General features: G+C 64.9%; 21 protein-coding genes and 1 pseudogene. 6 read left to right on the top strand and 16 right to left on the bottom strand.

Annotated features, from left to right (window positions below):
• Nucleotides 1–30: 30 nt before the first annotated feature.
• The 5 genes from EEB18_RS01770 to EEB18_RS22625 are packed head-to-tail and all read right to left on the bottom strand — an operon-like array spanning nt 31 to nt 4,465.
• Nucleotides 31–321, bottom strand: a complete 291-nt coding sequence (locus tag EEB18_RS01770) for a hypothetical protein (RefSeq protein ID WP_187140416.1) — start codon at nt 319–321, stop codon at nt 31–33.
• Nucleotides 318–2,849, bottom strand: coding sequence for a cbb3-type cytochrome c oxidase subunit I (locus EEB18_RS01775; protein WP_187140417.1), 2,532 nt, complete (start codon nt 2,847–2,849; stop codon nt 318–320). Before EEB18_RS01775 ends, EEB18_RS01770 begins: the two co-directional genes overlap by 4 nt.
• A complete protein-coding gene (gene coxB, locus EEB18_RS01780) occupies nt 2,846–3,793 on the bottom strand; it encodes a cytochrome c oxidase subunit II (protein ID WP_187140418.1) in 948 nt (315 codons plus the stop codon). The genes EEB18_RS01775 and coxB overlap by 4 nt, the downstream gene beginning before the upstream one ends.
• Entirely contained in the window at nt 3,786–4,151 is a 366-nt protein-coding gene (locus tag EEB18_RS01785; RefSeq protein ID WP_056350282.1) for a c-type cytochrome, read from the bottom strand. The genes coxB and EEB18_RS01785 overlap by 8 nt, the downstream gene beginning before the upstream one ends.
• Nucleotides 4,148–4,465, bottom strand: a complete 318-nt coding sequence (locus tag EEB18_RS22625) for a hypothetical protein (RefSeq protein WP_187140437.1) — start codon at nt 4,463–4,465, stop codon at nt 4,148–4,150. Before EEB18_RS22625 ends, EEB18_RS01785 begins: the two co-directional genes overlap by 4 nt.
• On the opposite strand from EEB18_RS22625, the pseudogene EEB18_RS22830 reads away from it, so the two are divergent.
• Nucleotides 4,361–4,747: pseudogene (locus EEB18_RS22830) on the top strand (c-type cytochrome); the annotation flags it as partial. The gene EEB18_RS22625 and the pseudogene EEB18_RS22830 sit on opposite strands and share 105 nt — an antisense overlap.
• Nucleotides 4,748–4,772: 25 nt before the next feature.
• On the opposite strand, the gene EEB18_RS22630 reads toward EEB18_RS22830, so the two are convergent.
• Nucleotides 4,773–5,435, bottom strand: a complete 663-nt coding sequence (locus tag EEB18_RS22630; protein WP_187140419.1) for a cytochrome b — start codon at nt 5,433–5,435, stop codon at nt 4,773–4,775.
• Nucleotides 5,432–6,091, bottom strand: coding sequence for a cytochrome c oxidase assembly protein (locus tag EEB18_RS01800; protein ID WP_235535733.1), 660 nt, complete (start codon nt 6,089–6,091; stop codon nt 5,432–5,434). Before EEB18_RS01800 ends, EEB18_RS22630 begins: the two co-directional genes overlap by 4 nt.
• A gap of 134 nt (nt 6,092–6,225) precedes the next feature.
• On the opposite strand from EEB18_RS01800, the gene EEB18_RS01805 reads away from it, so the two are divergent.
• From EEB18_RS01805 to EEB18_RS01815, 3 genes are all read left to right on the top strand, one after another.
• Nucleotides 6,226–6,684 (top strand): DUF2231 domain-containing protein, encoded by a 459-nt coding sequence (locus EEB18_RS01805; protein ID WP_262408065.1) that lies wholly within the window; start codon nt 6,226–6,228, stop codon nt 6,682–6,684.
• Complete coding sequence (locus EEB18_RS01810; RefSeq protein WP_187140420.1) at nt 6,681–8,027, top strand: PQQ-dependent sugar dehydrogenase; 1,347 nt, start codon at nt 6,681–6,683, stop codon at nt 8,025–8,027. The genes EEB18_RS01805 and EEB18_RS01810 overlap by 4 nt, the downstream gene beginning before the upstream one ends.
• Nucleotides 8,028–8,333: 306 nt before the next feature.
• Nucleotides 8,334–9,347 carry a cation diffusion facilitator family transporter gene (locus EEB18_RS01815; RefSeq protein WP_235535732.1) on the top strand — a complete coding sequence of 338 codons (1,014 nt, stop codon included), beginning with the start codon at nt 8,334–8,336 and terminating at the stop codon, nt 9,345–9,347.
• Here the strand turns inward: EEB18_RS01815 and EEB18_RS01820 are convergent.
• The 3 genes from EEB18_RS01820 to EEB18_RS01830 are packed head-to-tail and all read right to left on the bottom strand — an operon-like array spanning nt 9,344 to nt 12,355.
• Entirely contained in the window at nt 9,344–10,417 is a 1,074-nt protein-coding gene (locus tag EEB18_RS01820; protein ID WP_235535731.1) for a sensor histidine kinase, read from the bottom strand. The genes EEB18_RS01815 and EEB18_RS01820 overlap by 4 nt on opposite strands.
• Nucleotides 10,414–10,860: a response regulator gene (locus EEB18_RS01825; protein WP_056350270.1), complete on the bottom strand. Its 447-nt coding sequence runs from the start codon at nt 10,858–10,860 to the stop codon at nt 10,414–10,416. Before EEB18_RS01825 ends, EEB18_RS01820 begins: the two co-directional genes overlap by 4 nt.
• Nucleotides 10,853–12,355 (bottom strand): sensor histidine kinase, encoded by a 1,503-nt coding sequence (locus EEB18_RS01830; RefSeq protein ID WP_056350268.1) that lies wholly within the window; start codon nt 12,353–12,355, stop codon nt 10,853–10,855. Before EEB18_RS01830 ends, EEB18_RS01825 begins: the two co-directional genes overlap by 8 nt.
• Before the next feature lie 305 nt (nt 12,356–12,660).
• Here EEB18_RS01830 and EEB18_RS01835 point away from each other — a divergent pair, with 305 nt between their 5' ends.
• Nucleotides 12,661–12,969 carry a response regulator gene (locus EEB18_RS01835; protein ID WP_262408066.1) on the top strand — a complete coding sequence of 103 codons (309 nt, stop codon included), beginning with the start codon at nt 12,661–12,663 and terminating at the stop codon, nt 12,967–12,969.
• 19 nt (nt 12,970–12,988) lie between these two features.
• Here EEB18_RS01835 and EEB18_RS01840 read toward each other — a convergent pair whose 3' ends face one another.
• A complete protein-coding gene (locus EEB18_RS01840; RefSeq protein WP_187140422.1) occupies nt 12,989–13,246 on the bottom strand; it encodes a hypothetical protein in 258 nt (85 codons plus the stop codon).
• A 126-nt stretch (nt 13,247–13,372) separates the two neighbouring features.
• Between EEB18_RS01840 and EEB18_RS01845 the strand changes: the two genes are divergently transcribed.
• A complete protein-coding gene (locus tag EEB18_RS01845; protein WP_056350261.1) occupies nt 13,373–13,588 on the top strand; it encodes a DUF2945 domain-containing protein in 216 nt (71 codons plus the stop codon).
• A 67-nt stretch (nt 13,589–13,655) separates the two neighbouring features.
• Here EEB18_RS01845 and EEB18_RS01850 read toward each other — a convergent pair whose 3' ends face one another.
• The 5 genes from EEB18_RS01850 to EEB18_RS01870 form a co-directional block, all read right to left on the bottom strand.
• Nucleotides 13,656–14,141 carry a CinA family protein gene (locus EEB18_RS01850; RefSeq protein ID WP_187140423.1) on the bottom strand — a complete coding sequence of 162 codons (486 nt, stop codon included), beginning with the start codon at nt 14,139–14,141 and terminating at the stop codon, nt 13,656–13,658.
• Between the two features lies 1 nt (nt 14,142).
• Nucleotides 14,143–14,643, bottom strand: coding sequence for a hemerythrin domain-containing protein (locus EEB18_RS01855; RefSeq protein WP_056350256.1), 501 nt, complete (start codon nt 14,641–14,643; stop codon nt 14,143–14,145).
• A 69-nt stretch (nt 14,644–14,712) separates the two neighbouring features.
• Entirely contained in the window at nt 14,713–15,195 is a 483-nt protein-coding gene (locus tag EEB18_RS01860; RefSeq protein WP_056350254.1) for a DUF421 domain-containing protein, read from the bottom strand.
• On the bottom strand, nt 15,195–15,758 hold the full coding sequence (locus tag EEB18_RS01865) for a hypothetical protein (protein WP_056350252.1): 564 nt from the start codon (nt 15,756–15,758) through the stop codon (nt 15,195–15,197). The genes EEB18_RS01860 and EEB18_RS01865 overlap by 1 nt, the downstream gene beginning before the upstream one ends.
• On the bottom strand, nt 15,755–15,937 hold the full coding sequence (locus EEB18_RS01870; RefSeq protein ID WP_056350250.1) for a DUF3606 domain-containing protein: 183 nt from the start codon (nt 15,935–15,937) through the stop codon (nt 15,755–15,757). Before EEB18_RS01870 ends, EEB18_RS01865 begins: the two co-directional genes overlap by 4 nt.
• Nucleotides 15,938–16,059: the final 122 nt, after the last annotated feature.

Below are 16,059 nucleotides of genomic sequence, written 5' to 3' on the forward strand. Positions count from 1 at the left end.
CGATCCGGCGCGGCCCTCGTTCCCGCCGTCCTATCGATCAACGAGCAGGATGGGCAAATATTGAAAGACGATACCGAGCCCGCCGAACGCCAGCGCCAGCATGGCGGCACGCCGTCGCCACCGCGCGAAGGGATCGCCGGGCGTTTTTTGCCGCACCGCTACGAACATCCATGCCACGCCGCCGAGAATAACCAAGGTAAAGAGCGATGCCGCGAGGCGTATGCCAGGTCCGCTGCCTCCGAACTCGGCGAGGAGGTAGAGGAGGAAGAAATGTACGGCCCACAGGACGAGACCGCCCATCATGATGAACCAACTCTTCATCCGCCAGCGCCGACCAGTCGCGAGACGAGTGCGCCCGTCACCCCCTGTGCCGCGGTGTAGACGAGAAAGAGCATCGCGAGGTCGATGCTGTTGTTCCTAGGCTGCGGGACAAGGCCCCGCACAGCACGCGCCGCGCAGTAAAGCGCCATCAAGATTGCAATCGCCGCTGCGCATGCCTGAAGGGCCAGCAGCGCATAGACGACAGCCCCCTGCCCGCTCGCAGTGGGATCAAGTTCGCTACTCGACCAACTCACGTAATCCATTCCAAGCGCCGCACCCGAAACCGCCGCGGACAAAAGAAGCGCGAATACCGACCAGAAGGGCGAGCGTCGAAGGCATGCGCGTGCCGTGAGCGCGAGACCGATTGCGACAGCGTAGAGCCCCAGGATCGATATCGCCTCGCCGAGGGGCGGCGGCGGCCGCCAGAAGCCCGGCTGGTTCGAGGACAGGAAGGCAAGGCTGAACAGCGCCATGAGAAAGATCATGCCCATCACGACAAGCAGGATGACCATCGCCCACCAGCCATGGCTCGACGGCCCGGTAACGTAGGTCGGGACGCGGATGTCTGCGCCAATGTCGACACCCTCGATTTCGACCGGCCGGTCGGTTTCCCAAAGCCATCGCAGTACCGAGATCACCGCGAGCACGCCGCTCACCCATGCGAACATATAGGCCTGCACCGTCAGCGCGAGGAAGAAGCCCGCAGTAAAGATCGCGGCGGCGAAGGGCCATGGCGACGGCCCCGGCATGATCTGCAGATATTGGGGCTCGGCGAGCAGCGGACTGGTGACGATCGTCTCGCGAAGGCCCGTCGCCGAGCGCGGCAGGAAATAGCGCCCCTCCTCGACCTCATCCGCGAGCGCAGGATCGTCCCACAAGGGCTCGCGGCTCGTGACGACCGGGATCGAGCGCGTCGAATAGAGCTCGCTCGGCAACCATTCGAGCGTGCCGCCGCCATACACATTTCCGGCATTGCCCTCGCCCGGCGCGAGCCGGAAATTGCGCGCCAGGTCGACGAGGAAGAGGAGCACACCGAGACCGATCATGAAGGCGCCGACCGTCGAGACCAGATTGGGCAGATCGAGACCTTGCCCCGGCAGATAGGTGTAGACGCGGCGCGGCATGCCCTGCAGCCCCGCCAGATGCATCGGCAGGAAAGCGACATTCATGCCGATGAACATGAGGCCGAACACCCATTTCGCGAGCCGCTCCGACAGCGCCCGCTTGCTCACCATCGGAATCCAGTAATAGAAGGCCGCAAACAGCGGAAAGACCATGCCGCCGATCAGGACATAATGGAGGTGCGCGACGATGAAATAGCTATCGTGCGCCTGCCAGTCGAAGGGCACCATCGCTACCATCACACCCGTCAGACCCCCCGTCACGAAAATGACGATGCTGCCCATCACGAAGAGGCCGGGCGCATTGAACTTCGGCTTGCCGATCGCGAGCGTCGCGATCCACGAGAAGACCTGGATGCCCGCCGGCACGCTGACCGCCATCGAGGCGGCCGAGAAGAAGCCCGTGGTCATCGGCGGCATGCCGGTGGTGAACATATGATGCGCCCACACGCCGAAACTGATGAAACCCGTCGCGATCATCGCAAGGACGATGAGCCGGTAGCCAACGAGCCTCTCGCCCGCGACGGTCGCGACGATCATGCTCATCATCCCGGCGGCGGGCAGGAAGATGATATAGACCTCGGGGTGACCGAAGAACCAGAAGAGATGTTGCCAGAGCAAGGGGTCTCCGCCGCGCGTCGCGTCGAAGAAGGGCCAGCCGAACGCGCGCTCGATCTCGAGCAGCAAGGTGCCGAGAATGATGCTCGGAAAGGCGATCACGATCATCACTGCGAAGACGAGCATCGCCCAGGCGAAGATCGGCATCCTGTCGAGGCGCATGCCGGGCGCGCGCGTCCGCAGCACGCCGACGATGATCTCGATCGCCCCCGCGATCGCGCTGATCTCGATGAAGCCGATGCCGAGCAGCCAGAAGTCGGTGTTGATTCCCGGCGAATAGGCCTTGGACGTGAGCGGCGGATACATGAACCAGCCGCCGTCGGGCGCGAGCCCGACGAAGATCGAAGCGAAAAAACAAAGTCCGCCGACGGCATAGGCCCAGAAGGCATAGGCGGACAGCCGCGGGAACGGCAGATCGCGCGCCGCGAGCATCTGCGGGAGCAGGAGCACGCCTGCCGCCTCGACCGCGGGCACCGCGAAGAGGAACATCATCACCGTGCCGTGCATGGTGAAGACCTGATTATAGGTGCCCTGCGGCAGGATCTCGAGCATCGGCGCGGCGAGTTGCGCACGCATGAGCAGCGCGAGCACCCCCGCCATCAGGAAAAAGAGAAAGGCGGTTCCGAGATAATAGATGCCGATGTAATTATTGTTGACCGCGAACAGATATTCCCAGCCCTTGGGCTTGCACCAGATACGGCGGAGGTCCTCTTCCTCTTCCCTCGGTCGCTCGTCCCGGGTCGGGAAGCGGTCATAAAGCGCGGGATCGAAGCCCGTTTCCGATCTCATTTGAGCGAGACCAGATAGGCGGTGAGCGCCTGCAGTTCCTCGCCGCTGAACTGGTGATAGGCGGGCATACGGTTCGCGGGCTTGATCGCCTGGCTGTCGGCGACCCAGCCCGCCATCGTCCCCGGATTATTGGGCAATATGCCCGCGCCCAGCGTCCTGCGCGAGCCGACATGCGTCAGATCCGGACCGGCAAGCCCGCGCGCCGGCGTGCCGCGGATCGTGTGACAGGCGGCGCAGCCGCTCGAGAGAAAAAGTGCAAGCCCCTCGCCGCCGGCGCCTTGCGACGGGAGCCGCGAAGCCTGCCACCGCGCAAAGTCCGCCGGGGTGTGGGCCACCACCACAAACCCCATCAGCGCGTGCGGGCCGCCGCAATATTCGGCGCATTGCCCCTTGTAGATACCCGGCGCATCGGCCTCGATCAGCAGGCGATTGGTGCGCCCCGGGATCATGTCCATCTTACCGCCAAGCCGCGGCACCCAGAAGCTATGGATGACGTCGGCCGCCTCGAGTTCGAGCAGGACGGGCTGTCCTATCGGAATGTGGAGTTCGTTCGCATCGCGCAGCGTCTCGCGGCCTTGTCCGTCCTGATAATGGACGCGCCACCACCACATCTCGCCGATGACCTTGACGCGCATGGCGCCTTCGGAAACGCGCGCCGCCGAAAGCGAACTGGTGAGCATGAGGCCCCACACGAGCAGACCAGTGAGCACGACCGAGGGAAACGCAAATCCCAGAATCCAGATCGCCTTCTCGCCGCCGAGCCGGGTCTTGAGCCGAGGCGATCCGCGCAGCGCGATCCAGAGTGCGCCAAGCACGATCGCCAATATCACGGTTCCGCCAGCAAGCAGCACCCAGGCAAGCAGGGTCACGGGCTCCGAATAGGGGCCGGCAGGATCGAGCACGGCGGGCGGCCAGCCTTCCGAAGGCAGCGTTCGCTCAGTCATCGAGGCTCAGCAGCCAGGCGGCGATATCGTCGGCTTCGGCTTTTTTCATCGGTATCGCGGGCATTGCGGTCCCCGGCGCCATCGCCGGCGCGTCGGTGACGAAGGCGGCAAGCAGCGGCGCGCGATTGGGCAGTTCGCCCGCGATCAGCGGGCGCGCGCCGAAGCCCGCGAGCGGCGGTCCCACGCGCCCTTTCGGCCAGGCGATCCCGGGCATGGCATGGCAGGCGCCGCAACCGAGCCGCGACGCCGCATCGCGCCCGCGCGCTACGGCGGCGGGGTCGGCAGGTGGCGTTTCAACCGGGGCGGGCGCGCAGGCGCCGAGCAGCATCAAGACCGAAATCGCAGCGCCCCCTTTCATAGCCGTTCACCGTCCTCGTTTCGCTTTGGGAACCACCTCGCGCGGCCATTGGTTCCCGAAGCGTGCGCAAAGCCCCCCTCCTCCTCCTGTTCCTCCTGTCCGCATGCCAAGCGCCCGCGCCGCCCGATCGCTTCCGCGCGACGGGCGAGACGATCGCGATGAGCGGCGGCGATGCGGGCGCCGAAGCGGCCTGCTTCACCTGTCACGGGCTGCAGGGCGAAGGCGACGGGCGCGACGCGCCGCGCCTCGCCGGACTCGACGCGGGCTATCTCCACCGCCAGCTCGACGATTATGCGAACGGTCGCCGCGAGCATCCTGCGATGCGAGCAATCGCCCGCAAGCTCAGCGACAACGACCGCTCGAAGGTGTCGGCTTTCTACGCAGCGCGGCAGCCGGTAGCCTGGCCTGTCGAAGCCGGAATTCCGGCGGGCGCCCGCCTCTACGACGAGGGCGATCCCGCGCGGGGATTGCCGTCCTGCGCCTCGTGCCACGGTGTGGGCGGCGTGGGCGATGCCGCTAATCCGCCGCTGGCCGGTCAGCCCGCCGCCTATATCTCGGGTCAGCTTCGCGCGTGGCGCGAAGCGAAGCGCAACAATGACCCGCTAGGCGAGATGCGCCGCGTCAGCCGTCTGCTCTCGTTCGCCGAGCTTGCGGCGGTGTCGCGTCATGCGGCGTCCTTTCCGCACCATCCTCCGGAAGCTCGGGCAACATCCCCCGCAGCACGTCGTGCCGATCCCAGAAATGATGTTTCAGAGCCGCGCCCACGTGCAGCGGGATCATCGCGACGAGGAGAATGATCAGGAGCGCATGGATTCCCTCCGCCCAGTCGAGGATCCACCACTGAATACCCTTCTCCAGACTGTCGAACGGCATGTGCGGCCAGGGAAGGATTCCCGCCACCTCGAGCGGCTCGCCGCCGACCACCGACCACATCGCCCATCCCGAGAGCGGCAAACCGAAAAAGCAGACGTAAAAGAGTATGTGCGTCACATAGGCTGCGACCGTCTGCCAGCCCAGCCGGTCGGCATCGTTGATGGGACCCGGCACGATCATCCGCCAGATCGCGCGCAGCGCAGCAAGCACGAGCATCAGCAGGCCGAGTTCGGCATGAACCCGAAACGCCTCCAACTTGTCGCCGCCCGCATCGATGCGGCTCATGCGCCAGCCCCAGCCGAGCTGGAATAGGATGAGCGCGGCCATCGTCCAGTGGAATAGCTGCCCGACGGGCGAGTAGCGGCGGTCGGCGGCATAGCGCGCCGCCCACGCCTGGATCGCCTCGATCATGCTGCCACCGGGGGCGGCTCGCCGAGGAGGCGCCAGCCGGTCCAGAGCGCCGCGCCGAGATAAAGAGCCGCGGCAGGAGCCCACATGATGAGCCCCGCCAGTTGCTGATCTTCGAGCGGCGCCAGCCCCCAGGCCATCGTCGTCGCGAGATGGGGCGCATAGAGAGGCGTGCCCGCGAAGGTGATGAGCGCCCCGAGCAGCCCCATCTGCACCATCATGGCAAGCAGCAGGCCGATCGCGAGCGGCGGCGACGACGAGCGGAGCGAAGCCCAGAAGCCGAACGCGGTCGCGAGCAACGAAAGCTGCATCAACCAGAAAGTGCCGTCACTCGCCAGCGCGAGAGCATAGGGCGCCGGCGCGTGCCAGATCCAGAATGCGAGAATGTGCGCGGCCGCCCATAGCGGCGCACCGCCGCGCGGCCGAAACCGCGGCAGGCCGAGCGCAAACAGCGGAGCCGCAACTGCGGTCAGGATGATATGGTGCGCGACGCGCACCGAGAAGAGCGCCGACGACAGGGCGCATAGCGGCGACACGAACAGCAGCACGATCAGCGCGAACCCGGCCCAGAAGGGACCGCGCGCTTTCCATCGCCACGCCATCAGCGCCGCGGCGCCCAGCGCCGCGAGCAGCCCGGGATCGAGATTCCAGCGCAGCATCCAGTCAGCCGGGATCGGCGCGGGACCACAATAAGGAATCGAGGACGGATCCATCCAATTGCCAACGTCGCGCCCGGCGCGCGGGTTCCGGGAAACTATTGGGCGGTCGGCGCATTATCCAGACGGGGGCCTGCATGGAGATCAATATGGCAACGGCCCCATCGCCTCTCACCGACCCGCCCTATCGCCGACACGCGCCCCATCCGCTGCACGCCATTCTCCTCGCCTTTCCGGTCGCCCTGTTCAGCAGCGCGCTCCTTTCCGACATCACCTATCTCAACAGCGCCGAGATGCAGTGGAGCAATTTCTCGGCCTGGTTGATCACGGGCGGGCTGATATTCGGGGCTCCGGTGCTCCTGTGGTCCGCCATAGCCCTCGTCCGCCGCCGGAAGCTGCCCACGCGAACCCCCGCCCTCGCCTATTTCCTCCTGATCCTCATTATGTGGATCGCGGGCCTCGTGAACGCCTTCAAGCATAGCCAGGATGCCTGGAGTTCGGTCGGCACGACCGGCGTGACCCTCTCGGCCCTATCCACACTTGCAGCGATTGCCGCCGCCTGGCTTCTCCACGCAGCGAAGGAGCCCCGCGCATGAACCGCCAGACCTCCCTCGGCCTCGTCGCTGCGGCGGCGTTAGCGGCCGCGCTCGCCGGCTGCGGCAAAGGCGATGAAAAGCTCGACCAGACGGGCGCCAGCCCAAGCCTGCCGAAGATCGACGAGACGCTCGTCCCACCGATGAAAATCGCCAAGCCTGCAGGATGGAACGGCGAGCTTCCGACCGTTCCAGCCGGTTTCACGATCGTGCCGGTCGCGACGGACCTTAAGATCCCGCGCCAGATCCTCATCCTCCCAAATGGCGATATCCTCGTCGCCGAAGGGTCCGGCGGCCATGCGCCTAAGCTCCGCCCGAAGGATGTGATCGCGGGCTATATCAAGAGCCTCGGAAAATCCTCGGTAAAGGGCGGCGACCGCATCACCTTGCTGCGCGACGCGAATGGCGACGGCAAACCCGAACTTCGTACCAGCTTCATCGAGGATCTCGATGCGCCCTATGGCATCGCGCTCGTCGGGAACAACCTTTATGTCGCCAATCAGGGTGCGCTGCTGCGCTTCGCCTACACGCCGGGCGCAACGCGCATCGCTGGCAAGGGCGAGGAAGTGACCAAGCTCCCGGCAGCGGTCAATCATCACTGGACGAAATCGCTCGCCGCGAGCGCGGACGGGTCGAAACTTTATGTCGGCATCGGCTCGAACAGCAATATCGGCGAGCGGGGAATGAGCATCGAGGAGGATCGCGCCGTCATTTGGGAGGTCGATGCCGCCACCGGCGCGAGCCGCATCTTCGTCTCGGGCATCCGCAACCCGACCGCCCTCGCCTTCGAGCCATCGTCGAACGTCCTCTGGGCGGTGGTGAACGAACGCGACGAGCTTGGCGCCGAGCTCGTACCCGATTATCTGACCTCGGTGCGCGAGGGCGCTTTCTACGGCTGGCCCTACAGTTATTGGGGACGCCATCCCGACCCGCGCGTTCATCCACAAAAGCCCGAGCTCGTCAGGACCGCAGTCACTCCCGATTATGCGCTCGGTTCGCACGTCGCGCCGCTCGGGCTGAGCTTTGCGACCGAAGGCGGGCTACCGGGCTATGAGACGGGCGCCTTCGTTGGAGAGCATGGCAGCTGGAACCGCCAGACTCTCGCCGGCTACAAGGTCAGCTTCATCCCCTTCGCCAACGGACGTCCTGCCGGCAAGCCGAAGGATTTCGTGACCGGCTTCATCAAGGACGGCAAAGCGCGCGGCCGCCCGGTCGGCGTCACCTGGGACCCGGCGCGCGGCGCGCTCTGGATCGCCGACGATCTCTCGAACACGGTGTGGCGCGTCACCGGACCTCGCGCGCTCGCGATGGGATCACCGGTCGCTGCTGCAGCCAGCAAAAGATAATCAGGCGGAGCCGCCCGGCTTGAAGCGGATCAAGCGCCAGATAAAATAAGCGAAGAACGCCGCCATGTTCGCGCTAAGGTGTGGCACTGCCCACCTTCTTCCGCCTTCCGGCACCTTCGCGCCCCCGCGGCGCGCGGTCAGCGTTAGACGCGCGCTGGGCGGCGCTGATGGAGCGGGGACATAGCGACGCGTCTCGGGAACGTGCCGCCCCGCCGGGCGTAGCTGTCCCATGACGCGTCCCATCCCCTGTCTATCGATATCGAGAGCCTGCGCGGCCCCTTGCGCCGCGATGGCGAAGGTAGCTCGGTGATAGACCAGTCTGATACGGGCAAGCCGCGCTCGAGGGCGCATCATATCAGGGCGAACATCGTGCTTTACGGTGCGCTCTTTGCCAATCTCGGCATCGCCGTCGCCAAATTTGTCGCCGCGGCGATTAGTGGTTCCTCGTCGATGCTATCGGAAGGGGTCCATTCGCTCGTCGACAGCGGCAATCAGATGCTGCTCCTCTACGGCCAAGCGAAGGCAAAGCGGCCGCCCGACAATCGTCACCCCTTCGGCTACGGCCGCGAACTTTATTTCTGGGCGTTCGTCGTCGCAATCCTCATCTTTGCCGTCGGAGCCGGCATTTCCATCTACGAAGGCTGGATTCACTACCGGGATCCCGAGCCGCTTCGCGATCCGACGATCAACTATGTGGTGCTCGCCATCGCCTTCCTGCTCGAGGGTGCGTCGTGGACGATCGCGGTGCGCGAGTTCAACGCCGGGCGGCGCGGGCTCGGCTGGTGGACGGCGGTGCGGCGGTCGAAGGATCCCGCAGGTTTCATCGTCCTGTTCGAAGACAGCGCCGCGCTCGCCGGCCTCGCCATCGCCGCCGGCGGCATATGGCTGAGCCATGCGACAGGGGATCCGCGGATCGACGGCATCGCCTCGATGGCGATCGGCGCAATCCTGGCGGCGGTCGCGATCCTTCTAGCCCGCGAGGCGAAGGAGCTGTTGATCGGCGAGGCTGCGGACCCAGAACTGATCGCGCGTATCTGGACCATCGTCGAACGGCGCCGCGAAATTACAGCGGTCAATCATGTGCGCACGATCCACACCGCACCCAATTCGATCTTCGTCGCGGTAAGCGCCGACTTCGAGGATCGTCTCGCGATGGGCGAGGCCGAGACGCTGATCGAGGCGATCGAGGCCGAGCTCAAGGCTGCGTCGAGCGATATCAGCTCGATCTACATCCGCCCCGAAAAGCAGTCCGATGCGCTCGTCCAGCCTCGCCCGTCAGCGGCGGCCGAACCCGCGCGGCAGCCGCGCGGCGCAAACTAGGCTTTGAGCTCGCCCGGTCGCAACTGGATCCGGATGAGCGCGCTCGTGCCCGGCATATCGCGCGATGCATCGACCGCGCCGTAAGAGACAGCCGCCTTGTGGGTCCGCGCCAACGCTTCGATGAGGCGCGTTCCGAGACCCGTGCCGCGCGCCGTTCCGTCGGACGGCATCCCTGCCCCGTCGTCGACAACCGCGAGTTCGAGCAATGTCTCGTCGGCCCGGCGAAGCGATATCCGAATCTCGCCATCATGGCTGTCGCCATAGGCATATTTGCACGCGTTGCTCACCCATTCGTTGGCGATCATGCCGAGCGCAACGGCCTTGTCGGTGGCCACACGCATGGGCTCGACGTCGGCGATGACACGCCGCGCGGCGACCCCCGTCGACCAGGTTGCCGAGAGATCCTCGGCAAGGCCGCCCAGATAGTCGTCCATCGCCACATATTCGACGTCGTCGGTGGTGTAGAGGCGCCGGTTGACTTGCGCGACCGTCGCGATCCGTTGCTGCGTCTTCTGCAGCGCCTCGCGGGCGGCGGGATCGGCGATCGTCTTCGACTGGAGGGCGACGAAAGACATCACCATCTGGAGATTGTTCGCGACGCGGTGGTTCACTTCCTTGAGCAGCGCTTCCAGCCGCGCATTGGTCGCGCGCAGCTCGCTCTCCACCTCGGCGCGCGCGCGTCGGAGCTGGGCACGCTCGAGTACCTGCTCGAAACTCGAGGCCAAGAGATCGAAAAAATCCTCGCCGACCGACTTTACCACATAATCGTCGGCACCCGACTTCAACGCCGCCACGGCGATGCGGCTCTCCTCGGAGCCCGTCACATAGACGACGGGCGGGCAGTCGCGTAGTGCGCGAAGCGCCTCGAGCGTGGCAAGCCCGTCCTGCCCGGGCATATAGTGATCGACGGCAACGAGATCGAAGGCAGTGACCTTCGCCATGTCGACGCCCTCGCCGCCGCTTGCCGCGAGGCTGACCTCATAACCTTTCCGGCCAAGCGCGCGCGACGCAAGCCGCCGCATGCCGTCGTCGTCATCGATATAGAGAATGTGGGCCAGGGCGGGTCTCAAGCCGGGTCGGGATCGGGGACCTGGATCACCGAGAGGAAGAGACCGAGCTGGCGAATGGCGTCGGCGAAATTCTCATAGTTCACCGGCTTGGTGATATAGACGTTGCAGCCGAGGTCGTAGCAGCGCTGGATCTCGATCTTGTCGTCGGTGGTCGTGAGCACGACGACGGGCGTGCGGCGCAGCGGACTGCTGTCGGCCTTCAGCCTGGCGAGAATGTCGGTCCCGCTCATGTCGGGCAGATTGAGGTCGAGCAGCACGAGCGCCGGCCCGTTGCGCACCGGGCCCTCCGCCGCATCGTACAGGAACTCGAGAGCCGAGGTGCCGTCGAGAAAATGATGGATCTTGTTGGAAATGCCGGCGCGCCGGATGTTCTTCTCGATAAGGCGCGCATGCCCCTCATCGTCCTCGATCATCACGATGTTTACGGGCAGTTGGTCAGGCATCTTCTTCTCCGCTTTGCCACACGAGGGGCAGGATCAGCCGAAAGGTGGAACCCGCACCGAGTTCGGACTGGATTTCGATATTACCGCCGAGGCGATAGGCAAGCGCGCGGGCGTGGGCAAGACCGATCCCCTCCCCCTGCTGGTCCTGGACGCCCGACCTTCGGAAGAGGTCGAACACGCGTTCGTGATCGCGCGGCTCGATGCCCCTACCATTGTCGGCGACCGACACCCACGCCCGCCCGAGATCGGCGCCGCCCGCAATCCGGATAATACCGGCGCGCCCCGGCTGCAGATATTTGAGGGCATTTTCGATGAGATTCGAGAGGATCTGCTCGACCGCGACCCGGTCATTGATCACGGTCGGCAGGTCCGACACTTCGACCGTCGTGCCGGTCTCGTCGATGCGGTGCTGCAGGCTGCCGACGATCGCGCCCACGACGTCGCCGAGAGCAAGCGTTTCGGGCGCGAGCGTGCGGCGACCCTGGCGCGAGAGATTGAGGATCGCGTTGATCAGCCGGTCCATCTTCTGCGTGGAGGTGCGAATGAAGCCGATCGATTCCGGCAGATCCTCCTCGATCGCGAGCCGCGTCGCGGCGTCGGGCGCCTTCCAGCCCTGCGCATCGCCCTGTTCGAGATAGCCCGAGATCGCCTTGCGCGCGGTCTCGAGTTCGGCCGTGAAACCCATCACATTGACGAGTGGCGAACGCAGATCGTGCGACACGATATAGGCGAAGCGCTGGATTTCGGCATTGGCGCGCTTGAGTTCGCCCGTGCGCGCATCGACCAGTTCCTCAAGCCCTTCGTTGAGACGGCGAAGTTCCGCGCGCGATGCGCGGAGCTCGACGAGATTGTTGCGAACGAGGAGCAGCGTGGCGGCTGCAACGACCAGCAGGAGAATGCCGGTTCCGATCAGCGTCAGGGTGAACAGCGACTGCGTGCGCTGCTGGCGTGCTTCGCGATCCTTGAGGAGGGCGAGTTCGCTCTCGAGCATCGTCTCGATGACCGCGCGCGCAGCGCGCACCTCGAGCACCCCCTTGTCGTTCGCGAAGTCGGCGATCAGTGCCGCGCGGTCCGTGCCGCGAAGGCCGAGAGTCGCCTGGTAATGACGGCCATAGGCGTCGAGATGCGCGCGGAGTCTGGCGGCGCGGCCGCGCTGGTTTGGATTGTCGCTAATCAGCGCCTCGAGCGAGGCGAGTTGGGCGCGCGACCGGTCCTCGGCCTCATCCATGATCGCCGCGAAGGCCGGGTTCTGCGTGAGGATCAGCCCGCGGCGCGCCGTTTCCATTCTTTCGGTCGCGCTGGCGAAAGCCCCGAGATTTGCCTCGACAGCGAGCGTGTGCGCCACCTTTCGGGCGTCGGCCTCATTCTGACGCTGCACATAAAAAGCAGTCAATGCCGCCGCGAGGAGCGCAACAAATCCGATCGTCAGGAGAAGGATGATGAGGCGACTCGCCCGCGTGTCGCGGCCGAGCGACGAGATCCTGGCCGATTCCATCGATATGCCCCTCGGCCCGGTCGAACAATTTGTGCCGTGCATGCACTGCCATGCCCTTCGTGGCAAGCAGCCTTGCTAGCCCTATCTGCCGAGATTGCAGGCGGTCTGGGTGGCGATTAACATGGATCAATATGATTTTGGATGAGGGTCGCCGATGCTCGGGCGTAGGCGCGGCACCGGGAGGACATTCACTCGGATGCCGCCGTAAGACGAGCTTCGTGAGCGCGCCGCAAGCGCCTCGCAGATAATGCAGGAAAAATATGCCCAAAAGGATATTGGTCGTAGAAGATGATCCACTTGTCGCCATGATGCTCGAAGATGCGCTGGGCGCGCTGGGGCATGATATTGTCGGAGACGCCGGCGATATCGCATCGGCGCTCAGACATATCGCGACAGGCGAATTCGATGCCGCGATTGTAGACGTCTACCTCGAATCCGGCTTGCCTTGCGATGCGGTAGCCGAGGCTTTCGCGACACGCTCGATCCCTTTCCTTGTCGCGACGGGCGGTTTTGTCGGTCAGCCCGGCCCCTGCTGGAACGATCGACCGATCCTTGCGAAGCCTTTCACCGTCGACAGCCTCGAAGCCGCGCTAGCCAGCCTCGCTTCAAAATGACGCAAGATCGCACCGCCGATCAGAGACCTGCTTTCTCAAGGGCGGCGGCGACTTCGCGATCGGCCGCATCCGACCCTTGGGGTGCCAGCCGATTGAGCAATGTCTGAATCCGCTTCTGGGCGACTTGCAGGACCTTGTGGCGTACCTCGCGTTCGCGATTGGTCCGCCACGATCGGCTCTCCCCGAGCAGCGCCGCCCATTTCGCCTCTTCAGCGGCAAGGACGGCCAGGGCAAGCCGCAAACCGTCGCGTTGTCCGCGGGCATGATCGTCATTCATCGCAGCCTCCCCACCTTAACCTGCAACTGCAACGAACGGGCCTGCGCCAGATGTCTTGCTGCTCGCCGCTCCAAGAGAGGAACCTTTGCCGCGCACGCGGACTGTTTTACGGAAAGGAGAGCGACCATGAAAGACGAACCCAAGAAGGGCGACGAGGTGACGTGGAAGAGCCACGGCGGACGCGCCGAGGGCAAGGTCGTGCGAAAAGTGACGAAAGCAATGGACATCAAAGGCCATCATGTCGCGGCATCGCCGGCGAACCCCGAATATCTGGTCGAAACGGCCGAAGGCAAGCGGGCGGCCCACAAGGCCGGCGCCTTGAAGCGGAAAGCGCCGCGCTAAGGACGGCTGCCGAACTCGGCTCTGCTCCCGCCTCCGGTCCCGCCCGCGGGAGCGCCCGCACGCTCGTTCACGATGCCGCATCGATCATGATCTGTAGCGCTGCGGCCACGGCCTGATCGAGCACATTGCGGCGCCCGATATCGCCGAAATGAAAATCCATGACCCGCACCGCGTCGGCGTCGGCGGCGCCGATGTAGACAAGGCCTACCTCTTCGCGGCCTTCGCGAGGGCCGCAGAACCCCGTAATCGCAATTGCAATGTCGGCATGGCTTGTCCGAAGAGCGCCAGTCGCCATCGCGGCGGCGACCTCGGGATTCACCGCTCCATCTCGCTCGGCGTCTTCTCGGGCGACGCCGAGCATCTCGCATTTGGCGTCGACCGAATAGACGATGAAGCCGCGCTCGAGATGAACTCCGAGCGCGGCATCGGCTGCGAGAACCGCTGAGAGCTGACCGCCAGTGCAGCTTTCGGCTGTCACGAAACGCAGCGTCTTTCCGGCCAGATGCCGGGCCAGCTTGCGCGTCCGCTGTTCGATCAGCGTTGCAGCGCTCACCCTACATCGTGGCGAGTTCGGCGGGGGGAAGACCCGCGGTCTCGGCCTGACGCTTCAGCTCCTCTTTCCGGGCAAGCATCCTTTCGCCGAGTGCGTCGAGGTCGACGTCGGCGGCACGCGCCTGCTGGAACATATTGTCGTGCTGCTTTTCCTCTTCCTTCACATGATGCTTGATCTCTTCCGACAGCACCGTGACCTTCGCCTCGAAAAATTCGTCGTCGGGTCCCGAAGCGACGATATCGTTGATCAGGATCTTGGCGCCATCATGCTCGACATAGGCTTCCTTGAGGAGATCGTCGTCGATCTTTCCCTTGAGCGCCGGATAGAAGACCTCCTCCTCGATCTGCGCATGGATCTTGAGCTCGGTGCAGATCCGGTCGGCGATCTTCGCCTTGCGATCGGTGCCGCTGGCCTTCTCGAATTCCTCGAACAGGGCTTCGACGGCACGGTGATCGGCCGCGAGGATATGGGTGGCGTCGGTGTCGATTTCGGTCGGTTTCATGGCAGTCTCCATCGTCATGCCCCGCGCCTGTTCAGCGCGCGGCGAGCCCGAAAGTTGCGCTCGATCCGCTCAAACCGCGCCGTCGTCGGCATCGCGCTGGCGCGACGCGCCTTCGGACCGCTTGATGAAGCTGATCTTGCCCTGCGGCTCGAGGATCGCCCATTCCACGTCTGAAATGTGGGCAATCCCCGCGAGCCGCATCTCGGACTCGATCTCGTCGGCGGTAAGCCGGTCGCGGTGAAGATTGTCGCGGATGATCTCGCCCTGCTTCACCACGACGCGCGGATGGCCTTCGAGCAGATTCTTGAGTCGCGGAAAGAGATAGGTCGCCCAGCTCAGGGTGAGCGCCCAGAAGGCGAAGGTCACGATCGCGAGCAACGCGCCGGTCAGGCTGAAATCATTATGGGTGACGCCCTGCTGGATAAGGTCGCCCATCACCACAAGCAGAACCAGCTCGAAAGGCGTCATCTGCCCCAGTTCGCGTTTCCCCATGAGACGGAGGAGCGCATAGAGCAGGAAAAACATCGCACTCGCGCGAAGGACGATATCCATCAGGGCAGGACCTTGATCTCTAGCGGCATGCTGCCGAGCCGCTGCTCGCCGTCGAACAGCGCAATCTCGCCCTTGGTTCCTGCGAAGAGCGGCGGGTTGATCTGGCCATCGATCTTGACGACCAGCGTCTCGCCCGCGCGAAGCTCCCCATAGGAGAAACGATAGGCGCCGTCCTTGTAGCTTTCCTCGGCGGCGGCGGGGAGCATCGTGTTGATCGTCATGTCGGTCCAGAGCGACGGGGAGACCGCAAGCACCGCATCGGAAACATCGCGGATCGCCTCGACACGAATGCGGGTTTCGAAAAACTCGCCGTTGCGAATGACCGAGGGCGTCTTCACCTCGAGCCGCGCTGCTCCAAAATCCTCGACGCGCAGCGGACTAGGCTGGCCACCGACGAGGCCCGATAGCGCGACGGCGACGATGGCAGCGAGCAGGACGAAGGAAACGGGGCTCGCGTGGCGGTGCCAGCGCTGCCCGGAGATCATCTTCTCGCTGATTCCGTCCGGGCGACGGCTGTTCGCTGCAGCCGCGTCGCCGCCCGTCCCCTCGGGGCCCGCCGTCAAGCGAGGGGCTCCGGCCACGGCCGCGCGAGATAGGTACGAACCGCATCGGCGCGATCGCCGACTGCCGCGACCGCGATCAATATCTCGGACTGGCTGACGCCCAATATGCGCGCCCAGGCGAGCATCGCGTCGGGCGCGCTTCGATCGATGCGGTCAAGTTCGAACTGTTGGTGGATCACGCCCGTCTCCCGTCGATGATGACGGGCGAACGCCTGCAGGGTACAAAAGTTGCGGTTCGGCGACGATCGCCGAAGGGCGTTCGCAGGCGTCAGGGCAATGGCCAAGCCTCGCCGTCGTCACT

It is taken from the genome of Sphingopyxis sp. OPL5 (genome assembly GCF_003797775.2).
Classification (GTDB): domain Bacteria; phylum Pseudomonadota; class Alphaproteobacteria; order Sphingomonadales; family Sphingomonadaceae; genus Sphingopyxis.